Origin of the sequence: Periweissella fabaria (assembly GCF_918814575.1) — a bacterium.
In the GTDB taxonomy this organism is placed as follows: domain Bacteria; phylum Bacillota; class Bacilli; order Lactobacillales; family Lactobacillaceae; genus Periweissella; species Periweissella fabaria.
Map to the genome: position 1 here is coordinate 501,779 of NZ_CAKKNS010000001.1, position 24,879 is coordinate 526,657.

At 39.0% G+C, this 24,879-nt stretch carries 20 protein-coding genes; 5 read left to right on the plus strand and 15 right to left on the minus strand.

Translation table 11 applies throughout. From position 1 onward, the window contains the following. Nucleotides 1-191 precede the first annotated feature (191 nt). Nucleotides 192-827, minus strand: coding sequence for a uridine kinase (gene udk, locus LQZ75_RS02545; RefSeq protein WP_230096277.1), 636 nt, complete (start codon nt 825-827; stop codon nt 192-194). Nucleotides 828-924: 97 nt separating this feature from the next. Continuing rightward, nucleotides 925-1,677 (minus strand): peroxide stress protein YaaA, encoded by a 753-nt coding sequence (gene yaaA / locus LQZ75_RS02550; RefSeq protein WP_230096278.1) that lies wholly within the window; start codon nt 1,675-1,677, stop codon nt 925-927. Between the two features lie 111 nt (nt 1,678-1,788). On the opposite strand from yaaA, the gene LQZ75_RS02555 reads away from it, so the two are divergent. The 4 genes from LQZ75_RS02555 (at nt 1,789) to LQZ75_RS02570 (ending at nt 5,803) form a co-directional block, all read left to right on the plus strand. Continuing rightward, nucleotides 1,789-2,358: a cadmium resistance transporter gene (locus LQZ75_RS02555; RefSeq protein ID WP_230096279.1), complete on the plus strand. Its 570-nt coding sequence runs from the start codon at nt 1,789-1,791 to the stop codon at nt 2,356-2,358. Nucleotides 2,359-2,383: 25 nt separating this feature from the next. Beyond that, nucleotides 2,384-2,725 carry an ArsR/SmtB family transcription factor gene (locus LQZ75_RS02560; RefSeq protein ID WP_230096280.1) on the plus strand — a complete coding sequence of 114 codons (342 nt, stop codon included), beginning with the start codon at nt 2,384-2,386 and terminating at the stop codon, nt 2,723-2,725. Nucleotides 2,726-2,849: 124 nt separating this feature from the next. Next, nucleotides 2,850-4,043: a serine hydrolase domain-containing protein gene (locus LQZ75_RS02565; protein ID WP_230096281.1), complete on the plus strand. Its 1,194-nt coding sequence runs from the start codon at nt 2,850-2,852 to the stop codon at nt 4,041-4,043. A gap of 533 nt (nt 4,044-4,576) precedes the next feature. Then, nucleotides 4,577-5,803 (plus strand): MFS transporter, encoded by a 1,227-nt coding sequence (locus tag LQZ75_RS02570; RefSeq protein WP_349304979.1) that lies wholly within the window; start codon nt 4,577-4,579, stop codon nt 5,801-5,803. A 69-nt stretch (nt 5,804-5,872) separates the two neighbouring features. Here the strand turns inward: LQZ75_RS02570 and LQZ75_RS02575 are convergent, their stop codons facing one another. Then, nucleotides 5,873-6,874: a WxL protein peptidoglycan domain-containing protein gene (locus LQZ75_RS02575; protein ID WP_230096283.1), complete on the minus strand. Its 1,002-nt coding sequence runs from the start codon at nt 6,872-6,874 to the stop codon at nt 5,873-5,875. Between the two features lie 415 nt (nt 6,875-7,289). Between LQZ75_RS02575 and LQZ75_RS02580 the strand changes: the two genes are divergently transcribed. After that, entirely contained in the window at nt 7,290-8,342 is a 1,053-nt protein-coding gene (locus LQZ75_RS02580) for a helix-turn-helix domain-containing protein (protein ID WP_230096284.1), read from the plus strand. Between the two features lie 140 nt (nt 8,343-8,482). Here LQZ75_RS02580 and LQZ75_RS02585 read toward each other — a convergent pair whose 3' ends face one another. The 12 genes from LQZ75_RS02585 to LQZ75_RS02640 all read right to left on the minus strand — a co-directional run bounded on the left by LQZ75_RS02585 (nt 8,483) and on the right by LQZ75_RS02640 (nt 24,878). Beyond that, the gene (locus LQZ75_RS02585; RefSeq protein ID WP_230096285.1) at nt 8,483-10,666 is read right to left on the minus strand and encodes a type IA DNA topoisomerase; all 2,184 of its coding nucleotides are present in this window, start codon (nt 10,664-10,666) and stop codon (nt 8,483-8,485) included. A 231-nt stretch (nt 10,667-10,897) separates the two neighbouring features. Further along, nucleotides 10,898-11,935, minus strand: coding sequence for a sensor histidine kinase (locus LQZ75_RS02590; protein ID WP_230096286.1), 1,038 nt, complete (start codon nt 11,933-11,935; stop codon nt 10,898-10,900). After that, entirely contained in the window at nt 11,932-12,621 is a 690-nt protein-coding gene (locus LQZ75_RS02595) for a response regulator transcription factor (protein WP_230096287.1), read from the minus strand. Before LQZ75_RS02595 ends, LQZ75_RS02590 begins: the two co-directional genes overlap by 4 nt. A 152-nt stretch (nt 12,622-12,773) precedes the next feature. Further along, entirely contained in the window at nt 12,774-13,226 is a 453-nt protein-coding gene (locus LQZ75_RS02600; protein ID WP_230096288.1) for a DoxX family membrane protein, read from the minus strand. Between the two features lie 22 nt (nt 13,227-13,248). After that, nucleotides 13,249-13,494 (minus strand): DM13 domain-containing protein, encoded by a 246-nt coding sequence (locus LQZ75_RS02605; protein WP_230096289.1) that lies wholly within the window; start codon nt 13,492-13,494, stop codon nt 13,249-13,251. A gap of 6 nt (nt 13,495-13,500) precedes the next feature. Next, nucleotides 13,501-14,022: a DM13 domain-containing protein gene (locus LQZ75_RS02610; RefSeq protein ID WP_230096290.1), complete on the minus strand. Its 522-nt coding sequence runs from the start codon at nt 14,020-14,022 to the stop codon at nt 13,501-13,503. 219 nt (nt 14,023-14,241) lie between these two features. Then, on the minus strand, nt 14,242-15,201 hold the full coding sequence (locus tag LQZ75_RS02615; protein WP_230096291.1) for a DUF4767 domain-containing protein: 960 nt from the start codon (nt 15,199-15,201) through the stop codon (nt 14,242-14,244). A gap of 383 nt (nt 15,202-15,584) precedes the next feature. Further along, on the minus strand, nt 15,585-18,104 hold the full coding sequence (locus tag LQZ75_RS02620) for an Hsp70 family protein (protein WP_230096292.1): 2,520 nt from the start codon (nt 18,102-18,104) through the stop codon (nt 15,585-15,587). A gap of 310 nt (nt 18,105-18,414) precedes the next feature. After that, on the minus strand, nt 18,415-19,956 hold the full coding sequence (locus LQZ75_RS02625; protein WP_230096293.1) for an ABC-F family ATP-binding cassette domain-containing protein: 1,542 nt from the start codon (nt 19,954-19,956) through the stop codon (nt 18,415-18,417). Nucleotides 19,957-20,090: 134 nt separating this feature from the next. Next, complete coding sequence (locus LQZ75_RS02630; RefSeq protein ID WP_230096294.1) at nt 20,091-21,773, minus strand: hypothetical protein; 1,683 nt, start codon at nt 21,771-21,773, stop codon at nt 20,091-20,093. A gap of 20 nt (nt 21,774-21,793) precedes the next feature. After that, nucleotides 21,794-23,407 carry an ABC-F family ATP-binding cassette domain-containing protein gene (locus tag LQZ75_RS02635; RefSeq protein ID WP_230096295.1) on the minus strand — a complete coding sequence of 538 codons (1,614 nt, stop codon included), beginning with the start codon at nt 23,405-23,407 and terminating at the stop codon, nt 21,794-21,796. 520 nt (nt 23,408-23,927) lie between these two features. Beyond that, nucleotides 23,928-24,878 (minus strand): D-ribose ABC transporter substrate-binding protein, encoded by a 951-nt coding sequence (locus tag LQZ75_RS02640; protein ID WP_230096296.1) that lies wholly within the window; start codon nt 24,876-24,878, stop codon nt 23,928-23,930. Nucleotide 24,879 lies beyond the last annotated feature (1 nt).

Here is a 24,879-nt window from a genome sequence, read left to right on the forward strand (position 1 = left end):
TGCAAAAGCTTGCTACAATATTGCTTGTACCTAACGCTAATGGTACCGCCCATACTTCTAAATTAATTATTGCATCCAATTAAAGGTCGCCGGATTTGCCCAATTCAGCTAGCTTTAAGCTCCTTTATAATTTCTTTTACCTAAAAATAGCGTCCTCGATTTTCATCGGGGACGCTATTTTTAACGACAACTTAATCTTTAGCTTGGGCGATAATATCACGCGCTTTGAGCGTTAAAAGATCGATTGCGACTTGGTTTTCACCACCTTCAGGAACAATCAAATCAGCATACCGTTTCGTTGGTTCAATAAATTGGTGATACATTGGCTTAGTGGTTGCCAAATATTGACCAATCACTGAATCAACCGTCCGACCACGTTCAACAACATCTCGTTGTAAGCGGCGAATAAAACGAATATCATCATCTGTATCAACGAAGACTTTGATATCCATCAAATCACGTAAGCGGGCATCTGAAAAGACCATAATCCCTTCTAAAATAATAATATCGGCGGGTTCAACATGGCGCGTTTCAGTTGAACGTGTTGAAACAGTAAAGTCATAAACCGGTGCTTCAACCGCTTCACGATTACGTAAGCTTTCGATATCTTTAATGTATAAATCGATATCAAATGCATCTGGATGATCGTAGTTATTGGCCCGGCGTTCAGCCATTGTCTTTTGATCTTGTGCCTTGTAATAACTATCTTGTTGCAAGACTAAGATTGATTCGCCTTGTAAATCATCTAAAATCGCTTTGGTAACCGTTGTTTTACCTGAACCAGAGCCCCCAGTTACCCCAATTACGATTGGTCGTTTGTTTGTCATCGTATGTTCCTTATCCTATCTTTGAGAAAATTCTACCGCTAAACATTTTACTACAAATTTACGCGATATTTACATATAAGTACAAATTTTTGTTAGATTATACTTGAATAAACACAATTTCACGCTCATTTGACCTAGTTGTATCATACATAAAGCCTAATTCACTGAATTTTTTGATTTGTGCTAGCGTGGTTACTTGATTGATAGCACAAAATTGCACCATCCGCCCGCGCGCTTGTTTAGCAATCGTTGCTTGTTGCACATACTTGTCATTGCGTTTAACCAAGAAAATAACGTCAATGAACCGATCGCTAGCATGCAGATACTTTTTGATACTTTTGGCATATTCATTAGATGCTAGATTAACAATCAGATTTGCTGGTTGGCTGGCTTTTTGGGCAAATAACGTCTGATACAAACGATCGGCCCAAAAGGCATATATATTTTTATGTTCGCCAATCGCGAGGCGTGTTTGCATCTCGAGCCGATACGGCTGAATTTCATCAAACGGCCGTAACAAGCCATACATACCGGAAACAATCCATAAATTAGCTTGTAAGTATTGCAACTCTGTGGGACGCATCGCTTCCACTTGCATATTTTGAAATTGCAGCCCTTGATACATCAAGATTGCTGGTCCCGAAATTAGGGCATCGTCATGGAGACGGCCAAAATTTTGGGTTGCTAGGGCTAAATTGCAATGCCATAACGCTTGTAACTCGTCAATGGAATAGCGTTGCAATTGCGCCCAAATTTGTAGCATTTGTGCTTTAAATTGCGGCTGCGTTAAGTTTTGGAAGTCGACTTTAGTCGTCCGCATTGTTTTCGTTGGTGAAATAATTAACTGCATTTACCACAAGCCCTCTTATTTTTTCTTTTAATTATCCTTGTAAATTAACGTAAATTCAACTAATATAATATATGTCACATGCAACATATATTATATATACGAGGTGGAGAAATGAATATTGTACTACTTACCCTACTATTTGTTGGGGTTAACCTAGATTTTTTTGTTATTTTGCTCTTTTTGTTAAAGAAATATAGTTTTAAAGCCGCCCTAATTGGTTATGGGATTGGAATGTTATTCCTATGGTTTGTGGCCGCTACCATTAGTCAAACATTGCATGAATTCATCCCCGCCTGGTCATTAGGAATTTTAGGTTTAATTCCGATTTTCATGGCGCTTAAAGGTGGCGATGACGAAGAAGCTAGTGAAACTAAGCAAAAGTCAGCCATTTTGGCCGTTACCGCCGTCTATTTAGGGACATGCGGGGCGGATAATATGGCCATTTATGTTCCCGTTTTAAGTAGCCTCACCATTCCTGAAACCCTCCTTGGCGCAGTGTACATCACGATCTTAATGATTTTATCAACAATTCTCGCCCAAAAAATCGATAACCTGCCAATTATTGGTAATGCCATTGAAAAGTACGGTGAAATTGCGACGCGCTTAATTTATGTTATAATTGGAGTCGGTGTAATTTTGGAAAGTAATTTAGTACCACACCTTATTCAACTTACACACTAATTTATTGCATCAAAGGAGATCCGCGATGGCGACCGTAAAAGCTCTAAGTGCAGCTGAGCTTGCCGAAACAGCGGCCATTTATAAAGTTCTAAGTAATCCAACCCGCATTCGCATTTTGTATGCCCTTGAAAATAATGAACTTGATGTCTCGACGATTGTAAAAGTCCTTGAATTGGATCAACCTAGTGTCTCGCATCAATTGGCCATTTTAAAAAAGCATCAACTTGTTGCCTCAACTAAAGTTGGTAAACATGTGCACTATCGCCTTGATGATCCGCATATTTTAGAGGTTATCGAAGCTACAATCGCTCACGTTAAGCATGTCATTTTAGGCTTACCCCATGGTAGCGACGGCGATTCGTTTTAAAATAATGGTAAAACAAAATCAAAAGCAGTGGTATATTGTAGTATAGCCTCAAATTACATTGAGGCATCTTACAGCATCCACTGTATTCTTTTTAATCTTAACTTTAGGAGTTTGCATTCTTATTATGGCCAATCGTCGTGAAACTTATCATCGTTCAAATAATCATCGTCCCCGTCGCGCCCTTATTAGTATTTTACTAGTAGCAGTTCTTGGTGGTGGGGCCTTGGGTAGTTACTTTTTTCATGCCTACCATCAAAATCAAACTAAACAGACTACTGCAACCAAGAAACAACCAAGTTCAACTGATGCGCACATTAAAGCTGCGCCAAATACCTCAAAAGTGTTGCAAGATCCTAAAAATGATACCCCCGCGCAGCATAAGTTACGCGAAATCATTAACAAACAAAAGTTAAATGGGATTGTCATCTCAACGACGGTTAATTCAAATGAACCGGTGATTGTTACTAATGGGTATTCAAATGTGCTTACTAAAACGGTAATTGATGAACATACCTTGTTCCCCATCTCTTCATTTCAAAAAATGTATACCGGAATTATTTTAGATCACTTAATTGCCGATGGTAAACTTTCGTTAGACACCCGTTTGAAAAAGTTTTACCCCGACATCCGGTTTGCTGATCGGATTTCAATTCAGAATTTATTGAGTCATACTTCAGGGATTCAAAGTGGTGATATCTTCCCAGTTTCACCATTAGGCAGTGAAGAAAGTCAGTTAAGTTTTAATGAACATATTTTGAAATCAACGGGGATTTTTAAATGGTCATATTCAAGTGCTAACTATGCCTTGCTAGCTGGGATTATTACTAAAATAACTGGTAAAAGTTATCAGGCAAACGTTGAACAATATATTATTCAACCTTTAGGCCTTAAGGAAACGTATTTCTATAATAAATTACCAGCTAATCCAAATATCGCCTATCCTGAAAATCTAAATACGGTTTTAGCACAGAAAGTATATCTTACTGATATTCGCCGGATTGTTTCAGCTGACTATGGTTCTGGTGATATTTTCCAAAGTACAAGTGACTTTTATAAAGTCCTTGTTGCGACTGAGAATGGCACCTTAATTCCTAAAAACCGCTTGGAAGACTTTTTCCCAGCTGGTTCACGGGCTTATACTAATGGGATGTACATCCAATATGGTTTAATTCACGCCGCGGCCGCTAATTTAAGTTACTATGGTTCGTACTACGGTAATACTAAATCACTAAAAAACACCGTTATTTTGACCACAAATGGTAGTTTACAAACTATCCGGGTGGCCAGTGTTGATTTATACCATGTTATTAACCACTAACTAGTAACCGCCCCAAACCAAGTGCCAGAAAATCGCTACATTTACAATATATAAAAAGGCCAGGAAAATTAAATTTTCCTGGCCTTTTTACTCGTCTTTTTTGCAATCCCTCACCTTCAATCATCGTACAGGCTGCTTAATTATCCTGATGGAAATTAATTATGCTTTGCTAAAGCTTTCACTAATCACTTGAACTTCGGAACTGGTCAGTGTATATTTTCTTAGTAATTACCCTGTAGCATCATCTGTAAACTACTTGTTGACCCCAACGGTCAGCGTCTTTAATTGCATCATTAAGGTTGTTATTGATAATCATTAAGATTGCGTTGCCATTTGTTTACGCTTTGTAAAGCTCATGCGACATATCTTTTTGATTATTTTTCAAAGCATAACCGCTTTAATTTCGCAAAAACACAGTTTTAATGTTAACTGAACACATAACTTGCCCTATTTTGATGGTCTTTATCATTTCTACGTTGCATTCAATGATTAGTTTACAGAGATGTGTTTATAATCATTTCGAGGTAGCCGATATGTCCAAATTAAATAGTCTCCCCGTATGGCGGCGTAACTTAATCGTCTTATGGTTTGGAGTCTTCATGACGGGTTTAGGGATGAGTGAAATCATGCCCTTCTTGTCATTGTTTATTGACCAACTTGGTCACTACAATAAGCCGGAATTAACAGTTTATAGTAGTATTGTTTTCTCAGTATCATTTTTAATGATGGCCCTAGTTTCACCGATATGGGGACGCATGGCCGATCGCAAAGGCCGCAAATTAATGTTACTGCGGGCTTCATTAGGTATGGGAATTGTCTTTTTCTTGATGGGCTTTGTAACTAATGTCTGGCAATTAATGTTTTTACGGGCCTTACAAGGAGCCTTTGGTGGCTACGTTTCCAATTCAAATGCCTTAATTGCCACCCAAACACCGCGCGAGCATGCCGGCCAATCACTCAGCATTCTCGTTACGGGGATGACGGCTGGGACTTTGTTAGGCCCACTTCTTGGGGGCGCCTTAGCGAGTGTTTTTTCATACCGGATGTCGTTTCATATTACTGGTATCATCATGCTCACTGTCTTTGTGTTGACGTATTTCTTTGTTAAAGAAACCTTTGTTGCCCCCAAACCTTCAAAGGATGGCCAATTACCGGCTAAAAAAACCTTTAAAGATGTCACGCAAAACAAACTCATTTTAATCTTATTTATTACTACCATGGCTGTCCAAATTGTTAACATGTCAATTAATCCCATTTTGAGTTTATACGTTCGCCAATTAAACGCTAATCCCGCAACGATTACATTCGTAGCGGGACTAGTTGCGGCCATGCCCGGCATATCAACCGTCCTTGCCGCCCCACGCTTTGGGCGTCTTGGTGACCAGATTGGCTCACACAAAGTTTTGATTTTTGGTTTTAGCTTTGCGGCCATTATCTTCTTGTTGACTTCACTGACGCAAAATATTCCTGAACTAATGATTTTACGGTTCTTAACGGGAATTTCAGATGCGGCCATGTTGCCATCTGTCCAAACATTGCTCACCCGTAATACGAAGACGAGTGAAACAAGTATTGTCTTTTCATACAACCAAAGTTTCCAATCAATCGGGGCGGTCTTAGGACCATTGCTTGGGGCCTTACTAGCTAATATCTTTAATTATTCTGGTATCTTTGTAGCGGGGACCTTAATTATGTTATTTAACTTAGCCCTCTTCACGTATATCCGTAAGCGTAATCAAAGCCTTAACCAGCTTTCATAACTAATAATTTAGTGCCAAAAAGGCTCGGAAAAATTAAATTTTCCGAGCCTTTTTTATTTAGTGGATCATTTACTGTTGTTTACGGTGACTGCTAATCCAACCACCAATTGCAATTAAGGCAATGATGCCACTAACACCACCAAAAATCCAGCCCCATGAAAATGGTTTATTGTCTGCTGTAACAGCTTGCCGATGGCCATTTTTAGCAATCGTTAACTGACGAGCCAGATGCCATTGTTGCTTACTTAGCGCATTTTCAGCATCAATTTTCAACGTATATTTTCCAGATTGTAAATGGACCCCACTGGCTAATACATCTAAATCAAAATTAGAATTGGGCGCAATTTGCATTTGGGGATACTCAACTTGACTCACAATTTGCTTTTTATCATTAATAACCGTTGCATTGATAAAACCATGGAATAAACCAGGTAATGGATTTTGAATTCGGGCCACCAATTTTTCATGATGATCATTATTCGCAACTGTGACGCCTTGCAAAATAATATTTGGTTGGATGTGCTTGGTTACATGTAAATCAACCCACATTGACTGGTTAGTCGCAACACGTTCATGCGCATGTTGCGTCGTAAAGTTCCAGCCACCCATTATTAAACCCGCAAACCGTAAATCAACGTTACCAATAAAGCTCCCTGTCACCGTCACATGTTCGTGGGGCATCAAGGTAAGCTTTTTAGGCCCTGAAATGCGAAAGCTATCCACAAATGGATATTTTAATGAGCTATCCGCTTTAAATGCTTCCCCTGCTTGAGGATGCTTTGTAGAAATGTCCCCATTAGTTTTCGTAAACGCATTCCCCGTTGATTGATAAACCGTCAGTTTATGGTCCGTTAAATTTGTGACAACCACTTGTAAAGCTTGGACTTGTTGTGGCCGGACATTTAACGAGAAATGACTACGAACTTGTGGTAATTGGTTTTTAGGCAAAATAGGCGTTAATTCAAATTCGGCTGATGCTTGGGCCGCGGCAACCGGCTCTGCTGGTACTATTACCATGCAGCTAATTACCCCTAAGATAAATGCTAAGATACCTTGAATCAATTTTTGCACCTTTTGTCTCCTATCTGCTAAATATTCTATTAACATATAATATTAATATACTTACCACCAAAAGGCTATCCACAAACGGCTAATTTGATAACATTTTATCTTTAGGGAATTTAGCGCAAAAAAAAAATCACATATATGTGTGATTTTTGGCTATTAAAGTGAATACGTTTAATCTATACTGTAATAAAATTATGTGTTTATCGCTTTTCAAAGCGTCCCCCCGATGATAGCTTAGTGCGTACTCAACTAACTAGTGAAATCACTTGATTTCAGCTAATATATTCATTAAGCCCCCCAGCTAATGGATACCTAATAATTATACAATTATTACTAACAATTTAAAATGTACATTTCCGCATCATATAGGATAAAAAATACATAACTTTAATAATATACATCTGAAAGAGTTCCTGTTATGCCAACTAATATTGAAAAATTACGGACCATGTCAGCCTGGTTACAATATGAGTTTTCAACCATCCCTGATTTACATACGTTGAAAATCCCCAAAGTATCCGCCGATATTCATCAACAAATTAAGAGTACGTTAGCAACCAATAATACGTTTGTCGGTTTAATTACTGATGATGCGGTTTATCTTATTGGTCATGTTGAAACCTTTTTTATGCTCGCCCAACCACGGAAAGCGTCTGATTTCCCCAGTTCAAGTGCACATCATCAACAAGGCTTTTTACGTGATGTCATTCTATCCGTTTATCAAAAAACGCCCATTATCTTTAAATACATCAGTGAAATTTCAACCAATGCTATCAGCACCCCTGTTTTACAAATTCCCACAAGTAAGGCCACTAATAGTATTTTACGTAATGCCCTAACAATGGCCATTGCAAATCATGATTTGACAACTTGTATGCACACGCTTACTAAAATCATGCATTCCAACCAAGCCTACCAACAGTATCGGCAAACCGGGCAATTACCTCCAAATGTCCGGGCCGACTACTTACTAGTGGCCCTAATTGCTAACATCACACAAATTGCCATCTCAGCCGGGCTGAATGCTGATTATGTCTACACGATTAGTGATCAATATCTCCACAAGATTGAAACGATTAAACCGCCGTTTATACCTCTTATTGAAGAATTTATGGCGGAATTATTTACGATTCCAGAGCGCTCATACCGGACCCCAGTTTCAATGTTTAGATATTTAGTCCAACAAAATATCTTTGAGAAAATATCCGTCAGCACCCTTGCGGACCAAATTGGGATTAGCGGGCCTCAACTACGCCGCTTAATCAAAGAAGATCTCAATACAACCCCGCTAGATTATATTAACGAACAAAAGATTTTAACGGCATGTACCTTACTATCTGCTGAACATAATTTGAAAATTTTTGAAGTTGCTGAGCGGCTCCAATATTACGATACAAGTCATTTCACCCGTGAGTTCGTTAAATATACCCAAATTACGCCCAAAGAATTTCAAAAATTCACTAAATTCTAGCTATTAAAAAGCCGGCAGTCGAAGTTTGACGGTATCACCAAATACAGAAATAAGCCTTCCTGAAGAATTTTTCTTCAAGGAGGCTTATTTTGTATGTTGCGAAGATATTAGCCTGCTAGCACGGGTTTTAAGCGCCCTTATTAGACCTTGGCTTTGTTATCGGTGAATACAAAGGTCAACTTATCATCGGTCATCTTTAACTTGGCACTAAACGAGTTACCCGCTTTACTCTTAAAACCCTTTAAGACTTGCGTCTCTTGTCCTTGGAGTAAGTTTTGTAATGCTCCGGCCGGAATTTGCTTACCACTCCAGCGTTTGGGTAATGTAAACCGACAACCATCATCAGATGCTGCGTAGTTACTGCAGCCATAAAATTTACCTTTATCGGTAATCAGGCCAATTTGACAACGCGGACATTGCCCCAAGACTGCTTGTGTTGATTGCTTAACTAATGTTTGCTTATACAACTCGATTTGCTTTTGCAATACTTGATCACTGGCCAACCGTGCTGGGGTATTGGCAATAATGTCACTGACAAAATGCTTAATTTGCTTCAAGAAATTTTCGGGGGTCCGGGTTTGTTGGCTAATTTGTTGTAAGGCCACTTCCCATTTAGCCGTCAATTCCGGACTTACTAATAATGGTTGTGACGCTACTGCTTGACATAAAATTTGGCCCGCAGGACTAACGGTTAAATTATTTTGCTCAACGGTGAGATACTTTTTAACCTTTAATTTATCAATAATATTCGCCCGGGTCGCCTCAGTCCCAATCCCTTCCGTTTCCTTCAAGATTGCTTGTTCTTGGGTATCATCAACTAATTTTCCCGCACGCTTCATCGCCGTAATCAACGTCCCTTCCGTGAGCAATTCTGGCGGTTGGGTAAACTTTTCAACGACCATAACATCAGCATCCACCAATTCACCGACCGCTAATTTAGGTAAATCATCTTCATCATCTAGCTTTTTGTCATTACCAAACAATTCTTTCCAACCACGTTGATTTTCAATCCGGCCAATCTTTTTAAACTCGGCAGCAGCAATTTTAAGGACCAAAACAGTTTCATCATACATATAGCCACTGGCAAACATTGCGACTGTGGTCCGCAATACGAGCAGATATATTTGTTGTTCTAAGCGGCCTAATTTAGCAAAAGATTGGGCTGTTGGAATGGTGCGGGTTACAATAATAGCATGGTGTTCTTGGACTTTAGCATCATTAACATATCGTGATTGCGGCTGCATATTAGGCGTCGTAATCGCCGTGTTTAAAAATTGTTTGTATTGACCAAGATGTTCTTTTAAGTAGTTAAATTCATTGTTAGTTATATAATTACTATCTGTACGTGGATACGTCAATAACTTCGCTTCATACAGATTTTGGACAGCTTTTAATGTTGCACTGGCACTAACTTTAAACAGCCGGTTAGCTTGGCTTTGTAAACTCGATAATGAAAATAAGCGCGGACTAGCAACCACTTTGGGGGTTGTCGTAATATCAATGACTTCCCCATATTGCGGTCCGGCATTAAGGTGTTTACTATTCATGAACGCCATTAATTGTTCGTCATCACTAAATTTCAAATTCGGCTGCAACTGCGCCTTAAATGCTAACTTGGTTTTGGTAGTGATTAACGCTTCTAATTGTAAATACCGCTCGGGCACAAAGTTTTCAATTGTTGCTTGCCGTTCGTGGACAATTTCTAAAGTCGGGGTTTGAACTCGTCCAACTGAAAACGTTTCATCAATGCCATATTGTTTCAATAATAACGTATACAACGGACTGGCATTCATCCCAACTAGCCAGTCACTAATTTCCCGTGTCTGGGCTTCTAAGTATTTCGGATAATAATCCCAGCCTGGTTTTAGATTAATTAGCCCATTGCGAATAGCTGCGGGTTCGAGACTATTAATCCAGAGGCGTTTAATTTCTGTGTTTTTAAAATTAACCTTGGCATGGACCATAATTGACCAAGCAATATTTTCCCCCTCACGATCAGCATCAGTAGCAACAATAATTGTCTGAGCCTTTGTAAGGAGTTCTTTGACTATTTTAAACTGGGCTTGCTTATCGGCTGGAACCGTGTATTTATAATGCTCCGGAAAAATCGGTAAGTTATTTAATGCCCAGCGTTTGTATTTTACATCATATTTATCAGGGGTAACTAGCTCCACTAAGTGGCCAAACCCGTACGTTACAAATGTCTCGTTAGGTAATATTGGATCACTTACCGTGTAGTATCCCGCATGCTTAGTCGCCGTTGCCAAGCTATCAACATACGCCTTAGCTTGACTTGGCTTTTCAGCTAGAATTACAGTTGTCATTGTTGTGCTCCGAAATTAATTCTGATTAAATCTATTTTTGTTCGCTTACAAAAGCCATTCATGTTAGATTTTGTATTATACCATCATACCAGAGTTTCAGCGGTTTCCAAACAATTGTTCTGTAAAAATTACCATTCCTTACAATTTTGTTAATCGAAAAACAGCGTCTAGAAAGCAATGCTTTCCAGGCGCTGTTTTACTAACTTATTTGATTGTTGCATATACCAATATCTAGTTAAGATAGACTGGTAACGCTACGGAAAATTGACTACCTTGACCGACTTTTGAGGTGACGGCAATTTTACCGCCCAATTTTTCAACTAAATTTTTAGTAATAAATAATCCTAAGCCATGTCCCCCGGTCGCTTGGTTACGTGATTTCTCAATCCGATATGTTCGCTGAAAAATCTTAGGTAATTCATCAGCAGCAATCCCTTGGCCTTCATCAGCAACCGTCATCTGAACCATTTCGTTTTCGACGTTAACATTGATTTGAATCGGGGTACCACTTTGAGAATACTTCAAACTATTTTCAATTACATTATACAAAATGCGATATACCGCATCTTCATTGGCCCGAATTGCCGGTACTGCCTCTAGGCCAGAAATCATAATTTCACGTTGGTCATGATCAATGCGGGGCTTAAAGGCGTTTAAAACTTTAATTAACACATTATCAACCATCACTTCACCGGTCAGAACTTGGGCCGGATCATTGGCGTTATCAACGGTTACTTGCAACAATTCATCGGCTAAGACCGTAATTCGTTGCGCATTTTCTGCGACCGCTTGGAGATAATGGGCCTTTTCTTCCTCGGTCAAAATATCATCCGACAAAGCTTGGCCAATCGCAATTAATGAGGCGACCGGGGTTTTAATATCATGCGATAGATTACCAATCATTTCATTTTTTTCTTTTTCACTCTGTTTCAAGTCTTCAACTTGCTGCGTAATTTGATCGACCATCGTATTGTAATCTTTCGTTAACGCGGCTAATTCAGTGGCAAATGGATATTTTTTCAACGTTGTAAAATGGCCGGCCGCATTTTGTTGGCTCGCCTTTTGTAAATTCATAATCGTATCCAGTAACGGCTTAATGACAAAGTAATTAATGACCGCAAATAAAATGGTCGAAATAATGGTCGCCGTCATCACATAACTGGCAGTCCGAGCATCAATATACATTAACTTCAAGAACACAATGGTTCCGATTGCCATACATAGCAAAATCGCAACATATATTAAAGCCAGTAATTGTTTTAATTTCATGCGCTAACCTCCAATTTATAACCAATGCCCCACACGGTCTTGATAATTGGCATCCCCTCTTCATTACCAAACTGATTGAGTTTTTCACGGAGCCGATGAATATACACATTCACCGTATTCATATCATCCATAAATTCTGACTCCCAAACTAGATGCAGTAATTCAGATTTTGAAAAAACTTTATCGGGTTCTTTGGCCAATGTCCACAGTAAGGTAAATTCCTTGCTCGTTAACTCAATCGGTTGTTCATTAATACTAGCAATATAGCGATCATGATCAATCACTAAATTACCAAACTGTAATTTTTGCGTTGCTTCAGGATAGACCCGCCGTAAAATATTTTTGACCCGCAAGACTAATTCCAACGGGTTAAATGGTTTCGTTAAGTAATCATCTGCGCCCAACGTCAACGAATATAATTTATCTTGATTCGCACTTTTAGCGGAAATAAAGATAAATGGCATCTTCTCATATTTTTCAAGGACTTCTAGGATAAATTCATACCCATCCATCTCTGGCATCATGATATCAGTAATTACTAAGTCAATCGTTTGATTCTCCAAAATCTGTAAGGCTAAGGCCGCATCCGTCGCTTGAAACACGCCGTAACCTTCTTTTTCTAAATATTTTTTTGCAATTTCAATAATCATTTGTTCATCATCAACTAGTAAGATATTTTTAGCCATAATTCATCCTCCGATGGGTTGGTTACTTAGTCTATGTATACGAAAAAATGCACGAGCCATGAACTGACATCGTACTTTTTTCGTTTGCTAAGAATGGTGTATGGGGTCATTCTTATTAAATGCTATTAATTAAGTTGTATAAGTATAGTGTACTACATCATTAATTCATGATTCCGCTTTGGCTTAAATTTTGTAATTAATTTAAATACCCGGTAGTGATTAGCGTATTTAAAGAACACAATTACTAAAATTGCCGTCAACATTTGGATTGGATAAATATAGATCATATTTGATAACCAGTAGTTAGTATTCATAAAGACAGCACCTACCAAAGCACCCTTAGTGAATACTCCAAAAATCAAGCCTAAGCCAACGCAAACTTCTCCAAGCGGAATCAAAATATTAAATACTGGCACCAGATGCCCGACAACATGGACCACAAAGGCTTGATACCATGCCGGAATCCCGTTACTAGTTTGATGAATTGAGTTGACTAAGCCAAAAATATCAAAATGAGCTTGGAATTTGAATAATCCTTGTTGCAACCATGATATTCCTAATAAGATTCGGATAATTGAGAAGCCAATATTGCTAACTTTTGCCATTGATTTTCCTACTTTCAGTTAATTACTTGACGTCAGCAGCACCAAACGTAACGTGTGCTTCATCACAGTGGATAAGAACTTGTTTGAAATCGCTGATGTTAGTTCCAGCTGGTACTTTGATCTTTTGGTTAGCGTCAGTTAAGCTGATTTTACCAAGGTTAATGGCCCCGTTATCAACTGAACCATCTTTTGAAAGGTAGATGTGTAAGTCAGGACCGGCAACCGTTTTAAAGTTTGAAAGGTCAATTTCATTAGCGTTGACGGTCACATCCCCTTAAACTTGCTTACCATTTTGGCCTTTAAATGAACCTGATAATGTTGCGGCTGTATCCATAGTCATTGCTGGGGCAGCAGCGGCATTGTACGTTGCGTGACCAAACAATGCGTGGGCTTTATCACAGAAGATTAAGACATCACTGTACTTTTTGACATCCGTACCTTTTAAGCTAAAGCTTTGCGTCTTTTTAGTTAATGAGATTGGTGCTAAATCAACCCCTGTTTTTGGATCAGTGCCCTTAGCTAAGTAAACGTGCAAGTCAGGACCAGCAGAAGTGCTAAAATCAGTTAACGTTAACTTACCATCTTTAATACTTACATTACCGGCCACCTTCATTTTGTTATCACCCTTGAATGAACCGGTGAAGGCCGCAGTATCAACCATTTTAGTCATTGAGCTAGCGGCATCACTGCTCTTAGTTGATGATGATGATTTTGCAGCGTTACTACCACACGCAGCCAGTAAAATACCAGCGACCCCTACTGCAACTAAAGTTCCAAGTAATTTAGATTTTTTCATGATGTTTTCTCCTTGAGATATTCTTAAATTTGGTTTGCTGTTAAGCTATGAATTCATCATACCAACCAATCCTTAACAAATAATTACAGGCCTATTTAATAACTATTAATCGTTAATCTTTTTTCGTAATAGGTGCCTTTATGCGTCCTAAACACCAAAAAAGCTAGGAAAAATAAATCTTCCTAGCTTTTTTACGTATATTTTGGGTAGTCGCTACCATTATGGTTTTAAATTAATAATTTGGGCGGCATAATTAATATCTTGTTGTTGCTTACGAGTGCGGTAAGTACTCATAATCAAATCGTGTAAGCCAATCGTTGCTGTTGGATTCACTAAGTCATTAGATTTCATCACTAATTCCTTAGCATCATACGTGTAGGCACTTTTAGGACTCAAATTATAATAACCGATTGTTAACGGCCCTTTCTCGACATGCATGATTGAAAAGCTTTCCTCACCAGCAATCGAGGTAATACGTTCATTAGAAAGGGATAGATAGCTTTCTAACATCGCACCTAATTGGCGATAATCAAATGTCATTCCGTCAAACGTGATCAGCGGCCATTTTTTATCACCAGCTAATGCATTCAACGCTTGTGGCTTAGCATGTAAAATACTAGCAAATGCCGTTGTTAAAGCTTTATTTTGGGATACTTTTAAATAGATGAACCCTTTTTTAGGCTGTGGGTCTGTGGTATTAACTAACACCACGGGCTGGCCATTATGAATGGTCATAATATATAAGTGATCCGTGTTTTCCTTAGTCGCATTAGTGGCATCCGAATAGACGGCAACCACATTATAATTATAGCGATCAGCCCCGTCTTTACTGAGTCCGATTTTAATTTGCCCACCATTATAAATTAGATTACGTCTGCTAAAATCTTGCGGAAAACTATAACCCATGTAGTTACTCCCCGCTACCCCTGGAAAATATCTCAAAAAATGACGCTGTGGTTTATACGTCTTTTGCCATTGTTTAACAAATTGATCAAGGGCTAAAGCTTGGCGGTTGCTCCAAACAACTGCTGGCATCGGTTGCTGCGTTGCAATTGTCATATCTGTATCATGAACTTGCCGGTCTTTTGTTGATGCTGGCTGTGCCTCCGAACGGCCACAACCTACTAATAAGAGACTTACTAGTAATAACATCCCCCCAAAGATTTTACGTTTATTCATTAAATTACTCCTGTTATTAGTACATCTTTCTATTTTAGCGTTATTTAATCACCAATATCAATTAAAAATGTACTTAAGTCATAAATATCAAATTTTATGCGCTGAATCCCTTTTACAAATATTAAATATTTTTAAAGTTTTACAAGAAAGTATTAATATATTATGATAATAGTTATTAACTTAATAATTGGAGAATTATCATGATTATACTTTCATCGTTGATTGCTTTATATATTGCGCGTAAATTTCGGAGCATCCGCAACTATTACAAAAACACGACATCAGTTTGTCCGTTACGCAAAAAAGCGCGCACAAAAAAAGCCCCTATTATTAATAAATAGGGGCTTTTTGATTATCAACTTTAATTTCAAACGCTTGTATCCTTAAAACTCATCAAATTCAACATCACTCGCATCTTCCAAGATTAGCTTCAATGGTGCTAATAACATATCTAACGCTAAATGGTACGAGTACCGATGTTTAGCAAAATCATCAAACAATGGTCCTAGAATCTGATTGGCAAAAGTCCACGGATCGACATACTCATACAAAGCATTGGCGAGCCGGCCTGAGGCATCATTCACTAACTGGGTTACTAATTGGCGAGCTTCTAGAGGAAAGATGCAGTATTCATGAGCCAATTCGATAAACTGCTCACGAACCACCTTCACGATAAATTCCGCATCCGTTAACGTAAATTGGTCCAGAGTACTTGTAATATTGCTGTGTCGCTCATTTGCTTGCTTAACGGCTGTATATAAAATAGGCGCCTCAACCCGCCCTTTAAATAAAATATGAATATCATCGATATCAATATAGTCGATGGCAGGCTCTTTTTTCATGATTTGATCCTTTAATGCGGTTGCTGCTGGTAAATCTGGCACGGCGCTAAAGGCATCCTTGAGGATTTCAACACTATTCGGCTGCCCTAACGTATTCAAAATTAATTCTGAATTTTTCAACAACTGCGGATTTAAGCCTAAACACTTAAATTCAGCCTCAACGATTGCGTGCGCAAAGGCAATTCCACTAACTTTCAAACCTAAATAGACGGTATTTAAAAGGGCTGCTTCTTCCGTAGCACCGGCCCACCGCTGCATCACATAGGCCACAGCAACACTAATCGATAACTTGGTTTTGGCAACAATGGTTTCCGTGTCTTCGTCATACTTAATTACGTCAACATTGCCATTTAAGGCCAAATGTAAGACTTGGTCATACGAAAACAACCCTTTTTGAATAATTTTTTGCGCCATTTGCGGATCGGTTATTGTCGGAATATCACCATTTTTAATCCGTTCGGCCATTAAGGTAACTGCTAAATCATATTGGTCTAGTGGTACCTCAATTTGCATTACCTGTCCATTGGCATCCCAATATCTGAATTGACCATCATCAAATGCCGCTTCAATGGCGTCATATGCACTCGTATAATACACCCCTGCGACTGGATTTAAGGCATTACTACTTGGCGTGACTGCGATTGCTGCATTACTAGCGACCGGGATTATCACATCATTAAAGAAGACCACATGCTCATCTTTAGTCGTATTATTCAATACTTTAACCGTGATAAAGCCATTTTCATCTAAACTAACTTCCAATTCACACTCATCAGTTGCTGCACCCAACGGCATATTATGCAACTGAATCGTACCTAATTGTTGGATGTGGTCAGAACCCTGTAATAAATTTAACGGGGTTAAATTCGTTTTATCAACTGGAATTCTTGGGGCCACATTCGGCAAGACTGTATTGTCCGTCACTACTTTAACAAAACTACCATTACTTTGTTCTAGCATAATGGCCATGGGCGTAACATCAATGGCCGTCACATTTGGTAACGTCCCACTCAAAATCGCCGCTTGGATAGTGGTTCCCTTTAGTGCCAGTACTTGATCACCAATAACGGCGACATTCGTATCAACAAGCTTAGTCATCATATCCTTAATAACTGGCACTTGACTACTACCACCCGTTAAGAAAATATTATCAATTTCTTCAAGCAAGTAACCCGCATCTTTAATTAAGAATTCAAATGGAGCCTTAATTGCATTAACTAGTGGGGTAACTAATTCATTAAAATGTTCCCGTGTCAAAACAACATCAATGTCTAGTGATTTATCACCTACGTTAGCAACAGCCACCACTTTAATCGTTGTTTGGGCCGCCGTTGTTAATTCAATCTTAGCTTGTTCAGCCACGAGTGTTAGGCGTTTCATCACGCTACTAACTTTAGATAAATCAATCTTTTGTTGGCGATAAAAATCTTGCACTAGCCAATCGACAATCATGCGATCAAACTCATCCCCACCAAGTGTCGAACTCCCGCCAGCGGCTAGTACTTCCACAATGCCATTATTTATTTCAACCAAGGCCGCATTTGACATCCCCGCGCCAATACTATAAAACACATTCAATTCATGCACGTTAAAATCTTGTTGGGCTGCATATGCTAACGCCACGGCCATTGGTTCATTTACTAACCGGACTTTTTCAAAGCCCGCTAGCTTAGCCGCCTGCTTTAAGGCGTTGCGTTGGGTATCATCAAACATTACTGGCACCGTGATGACCGTTTCCGTGACTACTTCACCTAATTGAGCCTCCGCATTTTGCTTCAATTCGCCTAAGACCAACGCCGAAACTTCAATCGCTGTATAAAACGTCCCATCAATTAAGATGCGGTAGTTTTCCTCCCCTAAATGACGTTTAATTGATTTAATCACATGCCGATTAGTAAAGGCGTAATTAGGAATCTTGCCACCCACTAGCGGTTGCTTTCCAAGCGCCACGCGCGAAGATATAATTTCTGCATGTGTACTAGTTTTTATTACTGTGGGACCAGCGTTGGTAAATACGGCACTCCCTGAATCATATGTTCCAAAATCAATTCCAATCAACATAACTCTTCCCCATTTAATATGTGTTACCATTTTTGTATATGTGTTACTTTATTTTGACTAATTTAATCGCTAAATCACGATTCAACTGGCGCATATTTCATCGTCACATAATTTAATATATGCTATTTTACTATTATTTTATTTAATAACCATTAAATAATCATTACTATTATTAATACTTTAATGTATTATAGCCGTACTCGCAACCTGATATTTATTTTAAATAAAATATTGGCTAGTTTACCTTAAAAAATCACCATGCGCTTACATACCAAAAGGCCTTTAAGTACATCGTGATTCTCTTTTAATCTTACTTCAATGACAATGCCGCAACATCAATTTCCCATGGTAACCAATCCCGGAAGAATTCTCCTTCGTGGCTAACTAGAATCAGATTACCTTCAAATCGAATCAAGGCTTTTTTCAGCGCTTGCTTCGTATCTTCATCTAAGTGATTCGTTGGTTCATCCATGATTAAGAAGTTACTAGGAATTAATTCCATCATTGCTAACTTAACTTTCGTTTGTTCCCCACCGGATAATAGGTGCATCGCTTTTTGGGCATTGGCGGCATTAATCCCGGCTGCACCAAGGCGTTGGCGGGCCATCCGGGGTTCTAATTTAGGAAACGCATCAGCCATTACTTCAAGTGGCGTCATCTTATCGTCGTCCCAGTCTAAATCTTGATTAAAGTAGTTCACTTTAACCGCTGGCGCAAATTTACTTTCCCCATTCAGTGGCGTTATCTTGCCTAAAATTGATTTAATTAACGTTGACTTTCCGGCCCCATTAAAGCCTTTTAGTAATAGTTTTTGCCCGTGGGTCATCGCAAAACTAACTGGGCTTAGCAAGGCGTGGGTATACCCAACTGTTAAATGCTTAACTTGTAACACTTCTTGTGATTGCATTGGTACATATGGAAAATCAAAACTTGCGTGTAATTCTTCATCTGGAGCATCAACGATTTCCATTTTTTGCAGCATTTTTTCACGGGAACGCGCTTGTTTTGATTTAGTACCCGCTTTATTTTTACTAATAAATTTTTCGGCTTTTGCAATCACAACTTGTTGCTTTTCAAAGCTACGTAATTGTTGTTCTCGTTTTTCGGCCTTTTGACGCATTGCTTGTTGGAAACTCCCACGGTATTTAGTAATTTTCCCAAAGGCAATATCGGCAATCGTATTGGTCACTTGTTCTAAAAATTCGTAATCATGGGAAATAATAATGGCACCACCATCAAAACCTTGTAAAAATTCGACGAGCCATTCAATATGGGCCGTGTCTAAATTATTCGTTGGTTCATCTAAAATAATGACATCATCGTTTTCAAGTAACAGTTTGGCTAAAATAACTTTTGAACGTTGCCCACCTGACATTTCACCAGTTAAGTGATCAACACCAATCGCATTCAAACCTAACCCGGTCACCACTTTATCAATTTTAGTATCTAATTCATAAAAATTAGCAGCTTCGAGCTGTTCTTGTAACTGGCCGGCCTTAACTAATAATTCGTCATCGGCAGTTTCACCGTATTGCGCATATAAATCATTAATTTGTGCTTCTTTATCAAATAATTCTTGAAACGCGGTCTGGAGGAATTGATACATGGTCATGTCAGCTGGAACTTCTGCATATTGATCTAAATAACCCACTTTTAGGTTTTTCTGCCAGTTAATCATCCCCGCTACCGGTAATGTTTGGCCGGTTAAAATCTTAATTAATGTTGATTTCCCCGCACCATTTTGACCAACGATTCCCATGTGTTCGTGCTTATTTAATTGAAATTCTGCGTCATCATATAATTGCTTATCAGCAAAACTCATTGATAAACCACTAACTTCTAATAATGCCATTGCGCCCTCTTTTCCATTGTATAAATTCCCAATATATCTAAATAATGCTACGCCCTTATGTCGGCTATTTCAACTATCAATTTCTAACGACCAAAAAACCAGCGCAACAATTGCACTGGTTTTCATTGTTTATTTCATTTACCAAATTTTAACGCATATTTGGTGGCAGTTAATCGTTCAAAGGTAAGGGCATTGGTCCCAAACTGTTTTAAAGCGGCTAACGTAATAATCGTTTTCGGGGCTAGTTTTAAACTTCGCCGGATATATTCATAAATATTACCATCAATAAACGCGAGCCGTGCTTGGGCCCCTTGACCCGTTAGGCGGGCTGTTAATTTAGTCCCTTCCGGGGTATAAAATGTGACCACTTCATCGCTTGGAAAATACGTTGCTAAATCAAGCGGCGGCATTTGCATAATATATGGGTCCGCCCCTTGGGTCCAAGCATTAATCCCAATTTTATCCCATGCAAATCGATTACTGTAGCGACCCCCAATCATTAAGTTGATGTTAAATTTTTGTTGGTATTGGGCTACTGGGTGAGCTTGTAAGGCTTGTAATTCCGGCAAGTAAGGGCCTAATTCTTGTTGGGTAATTCCTGTGGCTGATGGCGTTAAGGCCATTTTCATCACGGCATTGGGCGATAATAATTGGTGTTTTTGGCGAGTAATTTCATGCTTAACTAATACCAGCAACTGATCTTCTAATTGCTTAAGAAATGCCTTGGCGGTACTTCTATGCTTACCGTTAGGGACGTTTTTGACATTTAATTTATTGGCCTTTTTATTCGCAAGACGCTTAATCATCGCCGTGGCATCGGCATCCGCAATCAAGACCGCCGTGTACCCATGTTCTTGGACTGGACTAAGGTCTAAATCAACTAATTTCAGACCAGATTTAGCAAAAATTCCCACCTTTCCACGGGTCTTTTCAGCATCGAGCCGCACATGCGCATTCAGTGTCGCTGGCGAATTATCGCCAATTTTAATTTCACGGGGCGTGGTGGCCTTATAGACTTGGAGGTACTGGGCTGCTTGAATGGCGTTATCGGCAGCTTTGTTGACCAACACCTCCCGGTAATTAATTAACAAATCACGCAAAGTCGTTTCATCAAATACTTCCGGCTTTTGATTATGGATGACCGTTACGACTAATTTTTGTTGTAAAATTGCTAACCACAGATTTTCAAAAATTGCCGTAACCAGAGTTTCACGTTCAATAAAATTACGCCGGACACATGGTAATACGATTTGGAGTCCCGGCTCAGTAAGGTTAAATAATTCATTTTTAGCTGAACCTTTTGCGGTTAATTTACCTTGACCACCATATTTTTTACCAGCGAGCTCATGATCAAATAAATCAATCCAACTGTTAATGGGTGCTAACTTATGTTTACTAGCCATCGTTTGTACGTATACTAAGTTTAATTCTGAACTAGCCATTAATTGGCGCCGGACCGCTTTTTTTAACTTCGGCAGCTGCACATTTGTCGCCGTTAGCATCATTGTTTGTACATTGGGTAATTGTTGCCAGCGGTCCATTTGCGCCACAATACCACTCGTATATGAGTCTTGGGCCTGCAAACTTTCAATGTGGGTAAATAACTCATCAAATCCTGGGAGTGCGGTATGGGCGACTGCATCTACTTGAATGGTTAAGTTAATCGGTTGGTCACGATTAATTGGGGATTCTAGTAACACCGTGCTTAATGCATTTAGCATCGTACCGACACCCATTTTGGCGGCTTGCAACAAGTGCTTATTAAAAACAACGCGGGGGTGTTGTTTGGGCGCTTTAAATTCATACATCTTTTTCACAGGGGAACTCCTTTATACCTTTAATCGGTTGGCGTATTTAGTGATAAATCACTGATGTCTAGCACATCTAATAACCAGTCTTGATAAAAATCAGCTTCATGACTAACTAAAATTAAGTTACCTGGAAATTGCTTTAACGCTCGTTGCAACGCTTGTTTACTTGCTTCATCCAAATGATTGGTTGGTTCATCCATAATTAAAAAATTACTAGGCGTTAACTTCATTAAAGCTAATTTAACTTTCGCTTGTTCACCACCGGATAGTAACGCCAACGGTTTTTGGGCATTTTGTTTGTTAATTCCGGCGTTATTTAGCGCGCGCCGAATCGCTTGTAGTTCAAGGTCTGGAAAGTGATCACGTAAAACATCCAAAGGCGTTAATTGCTCATTATCCCAGGCTAGATCTTGATTAAAGTAACTAATTACAACGTCATCACTAAAACTAGCATGCCCATTTAACGCCATTAATTGACCCAAAATCGTTTTAATTAGTGTTGATTTACCAGCACCATTAAACCCAACCAAGGCTAATTTTTGCCCTGCTACCATTTCAAATGTCACTGGTTGCAGCAAGGCTTGCTCGTAACCGACGCACAACTCTTCAACCGTTAGCGTTGTGGCTGGAGGAACCGGTGCACTATCAAATGGTTCATCATAAATCGCGTATGGGTCTTCAACTTCCTGGCTCGGTGCTTCATATAATGGAAAGTCAAAATACGAGCGTAAACTTTGTTCTGGTGCTTCTACTAAGGTTAATTTATCCAACATCCGCCCACGTGATTTAGCCTGTTTAGCCTTTGTACCGGCTTGATTTTTATCAATAAATTTTTGGGTCTTTGCAATTAATTCTTGTTGTTGCGTAAATTCCCGTTGTTGCCGCTTACGGTTTTCATTTTTTTGGCGCATCGCCTCTTGGAAGCTCCCACGATATTTCGTCATTTTACCAAACGCAATATCAACAATACTGTTGGTGACTTGTTCTAAAAAATCATAATCGTGTGAGACAATCAGCGTTGTCCCCGTAAAGGCTTGTAAAAAGCCAACTAACCATTCAATATGCGCCGTATCAAGATAATTCGTTGGTTCGTCTAACAATAAGACATCATCGTTAGCTAGGAGCAACTTGGCTAAAATTATTTTAGAACGTTGCCCACCCGATAACTCACTAGTCGTGCGTTCAGCTAATTCAGTCAATCCCAATCCCGTGATAACTTTTTGCACTTTAGTATCTAAATCATAAAAATCAGCTTGTTCAAGTTGTTCTTGAATTTGCCCCGCTTGGATTAATAATTGATCATCTCCATCAACCGCATATTGGTCATAATACGCCCCCATCTGCGCTTCCAATTGATAAAGCTCGGTAAATGCGGTTGCCAAAAATTCCCGGACTGTCAAGTGCTTATCGATTTGGGCATATTGGTCAAGATAACCGATTCGGGTATCTTTTTGCCACTTAATGGTGCCACTAATTGGTAAGATTTGTTCGGTAATCAACTTAATTAACGTTGATTTACCGGTTCCATTTTGGCCGACAATTCCCAAATGTTCACCTGGCTGAAGTTCAAATTCAGCATCGTGATACAAGAGCTTTTCATCATAGCTCATTGATAAACCACTAACTTCTAATAATGCCATTTTATGCTCCTTTCACAATTCAACTATCTGTATCTGTAAAACTACCTTATAATAATTAACCATTCAATACTATTAAAAGAACATTGAATGGCTGTCGATTTAACATTTCATTACCTTGTGCGACTTACATGTCAGCTTAATGCCTTAAAATTTTAGGCAAGGTTATTAAATTATATCAAAAGCATCTCAATTATTATATGCTTAGCTGGTAATCCCTATATTGATGATTTTCCTAAAAAGTCCTAAAGTTCGCCCCTCTAAAGCATCCCTAGTTGAAAACCGCTTAAAAACACGTTAGAATTAGGCTAAAGTATTGTCTGGGGGTTTTCAGATGACATTAAAAAGAGTCAAGTTAGCAATTAATGTGTTAGCAATTCTCACGCTTCTCATTAGCTTAATCTTATATCATATCATTACCGTTCAAGCATTCATTTTAGCAATTGCGATAAAATTTCTTCCCAGCTTTTTTTTACCGAAGCATAAACCAAAAAACCAGTAAGCTAAGCTTACTGGTTTTTTGCTAACGATATTTACTATTTACAACTAATTCTAATGGCGATTTGATATTTTTAGGTAAGGTCTTTTTATCAAAATGATCATACACTGCTTGCATTGCCAGTTTACCCATTTGATATGGCTTTTGTGCAACCGTTGCGGCCATTTGACCATTTTTAACTGCTGTTAAAGCATCTTGGGAGCCGTCAAACCCAACTAACATAATATCGGGTTTATTACGTAACGCTTGTACTGCACCCAGGGCCATTTCGTCATTTTGTGAGAAAATTCCTTTGATATCGGGATGACCTTGAATAATATTTTCCGTAGTCGTCAACCCTTGCGCCCGATCAAAATTAGCCGTTTGTTTGGCCACAATATCTAATTTCCCTTTGACCGCATTGTCAAATCCACGCCCACGTTCACGCGAAGCTGATGCACCAGGAATCCCTTGTAACTCAGCGATTTTGGCATCTGTCCCGAGTTGTTTTAGCATAAATTTAGCCGCCATGTTACCACCTTCAACTGAATTTGATGCCACTAACGTCAAGACCTTCCCACCACTCGATGAGCGATCAACTGTAATAACTGGAATGCCGGCATTATTGGCCGCTTTCACTTCAGGTGTAATTGCATCTGAGTCAACCGGATTAATAATTAAAATATCAACTCCCCGTTGGATCATATCTTCAACATCATTGGTTTGCTTCGCCGTATTATTTTGCGCATCCGCAATTTGGACTTTCGTACCGTGCGCTTTGGCAGTATCATTGACACCATTTTTAACAGCGATAAAAAATGGGTTATTTAACGTTGATAACGATACCCCAACCCTAATTTCTTTAGGCTTTTTCTTCGCCGTATTATCAACTTTCTGGTATGGATTTTCTAACGTAATTACGGAACAACCGGCTAATAATATTAAGGTTAAACTAGTCATTATACCTAAGATAAGATATTTAATCTGTTTACGCATA

Coding starts and splice junctions, on each gene's coding strand:
- udk (WP_230096277.1), bottom strand. CDS start 827: ATGACAAACAAACGACCAATCGTAATTGGGGTAACTGGGGGCTCTGGT.
- yaaA (WP_230096278.1), bottom strand. CDS start 1,677: ATGCAGTTAATTATTTCACCAACGAAAACAATGCGGACGACTAAAGTC.
- LQZ75_RS02555 (WP_230096279.1), top strand. CDS start 1,789: ATGAATATTGTACTACTTACCCTACTATTTGTTGGGGTTAACCTAGAT.
- LQZ75_RS02560 (WP_230096280.1), top strand. CDS start 2,384: ATGGCGACCGTAAAAGCTCTAAGTGCAGCTGAGCTTGCCGAAACAGCG.
- LQZ75_RS02565 (WP_230096281.1), top strand. CDS start 2,850: ATGGCCAATCGTCGTGAAACTTATCATCGTTCAAATAATCATCGTCCC.
- LQZ75_RS02570 (WP_349304979.1), top strand. CDS start 4,577: ATGTCCAAATTAAATAGTCTCCCCGTATGGCGGCGTAACTTAATCGTC.
- LQZ75_RS02580 (WP_230096284.1), top strand. CDS start 7,290: ATGCCAACTAATATTGAAAAATTACGGACCATGTCAGCCTGGTTACAA.
- LQZ75_RS02585 (WP_230096285.1), bottom strand. CDS start 10,666: ATGACAACTGTAATTCTAGCTGAAAAGCCAAGTCAAGCTAAGGCGTAT.
- LQZ75_RS02590 (WP_230096286.1), bottom strand. CDS start 11,935: ATGAAATTAAAACAATTACTGGCTTTAATATATGTTGCGATTTTGCTA.
- LQZ75_RS02595 (WP_230096287.1), bottom strand. CDS start 12,621: ATGGCTAAAAATATCTTACTAGTTGATGATGAACAAATGATTATTGAA.
- LQZ75_RS02600 (WP_230096288.1), bottom strand. CDS start 13,226: ATGGCAAAAGTTAGCAATATTGGCTTCTCAATTATCCGAATCTTATTA.
- LQZ75_RS02610 (WP_230096290.1), bottom strand. CDS start 14,022: ATGAAAAAATCTAAATTACTTGGAACTTTAGTTGCAGTAGGGGTCGCT.
- LQZ75_RS02615 (WP_230096291.1), bottom strand. CDS start 15,201: ATGAATAAACGTAAAATCTTTGGGGGGATGTTATTACTAGTAAGTCTC.
- LQZ75_RS02620 (WP_230096292.1), bottom strand. CDS start 18,104: ATGTTGATTGGAATTGATTTTGGAACATATGATTCAGGGAGTGCCGTA.
- LQZ75_RS02625 (WP_230096293.1), bottom strand. CDS start 19,956: ATGGCATTATTAGAAGTTAGTGGTTTATCAATGAGTTTTGCTGATAAG.
- LQZ75_RS02635 (WP_230096295.1), bottom strand. CDS start 23,407: ATGGCATTATTAGAAGTTAGTGGTTTATCAATGAGCTATGATGAAAAG.
- LQZ75_RS02640 (WP_230096296.1), bottom strand. CDS start 24,878: ATGCGTAAACAGATTAAATATCTTATCTTAGGTATAATGACTAGTTTA.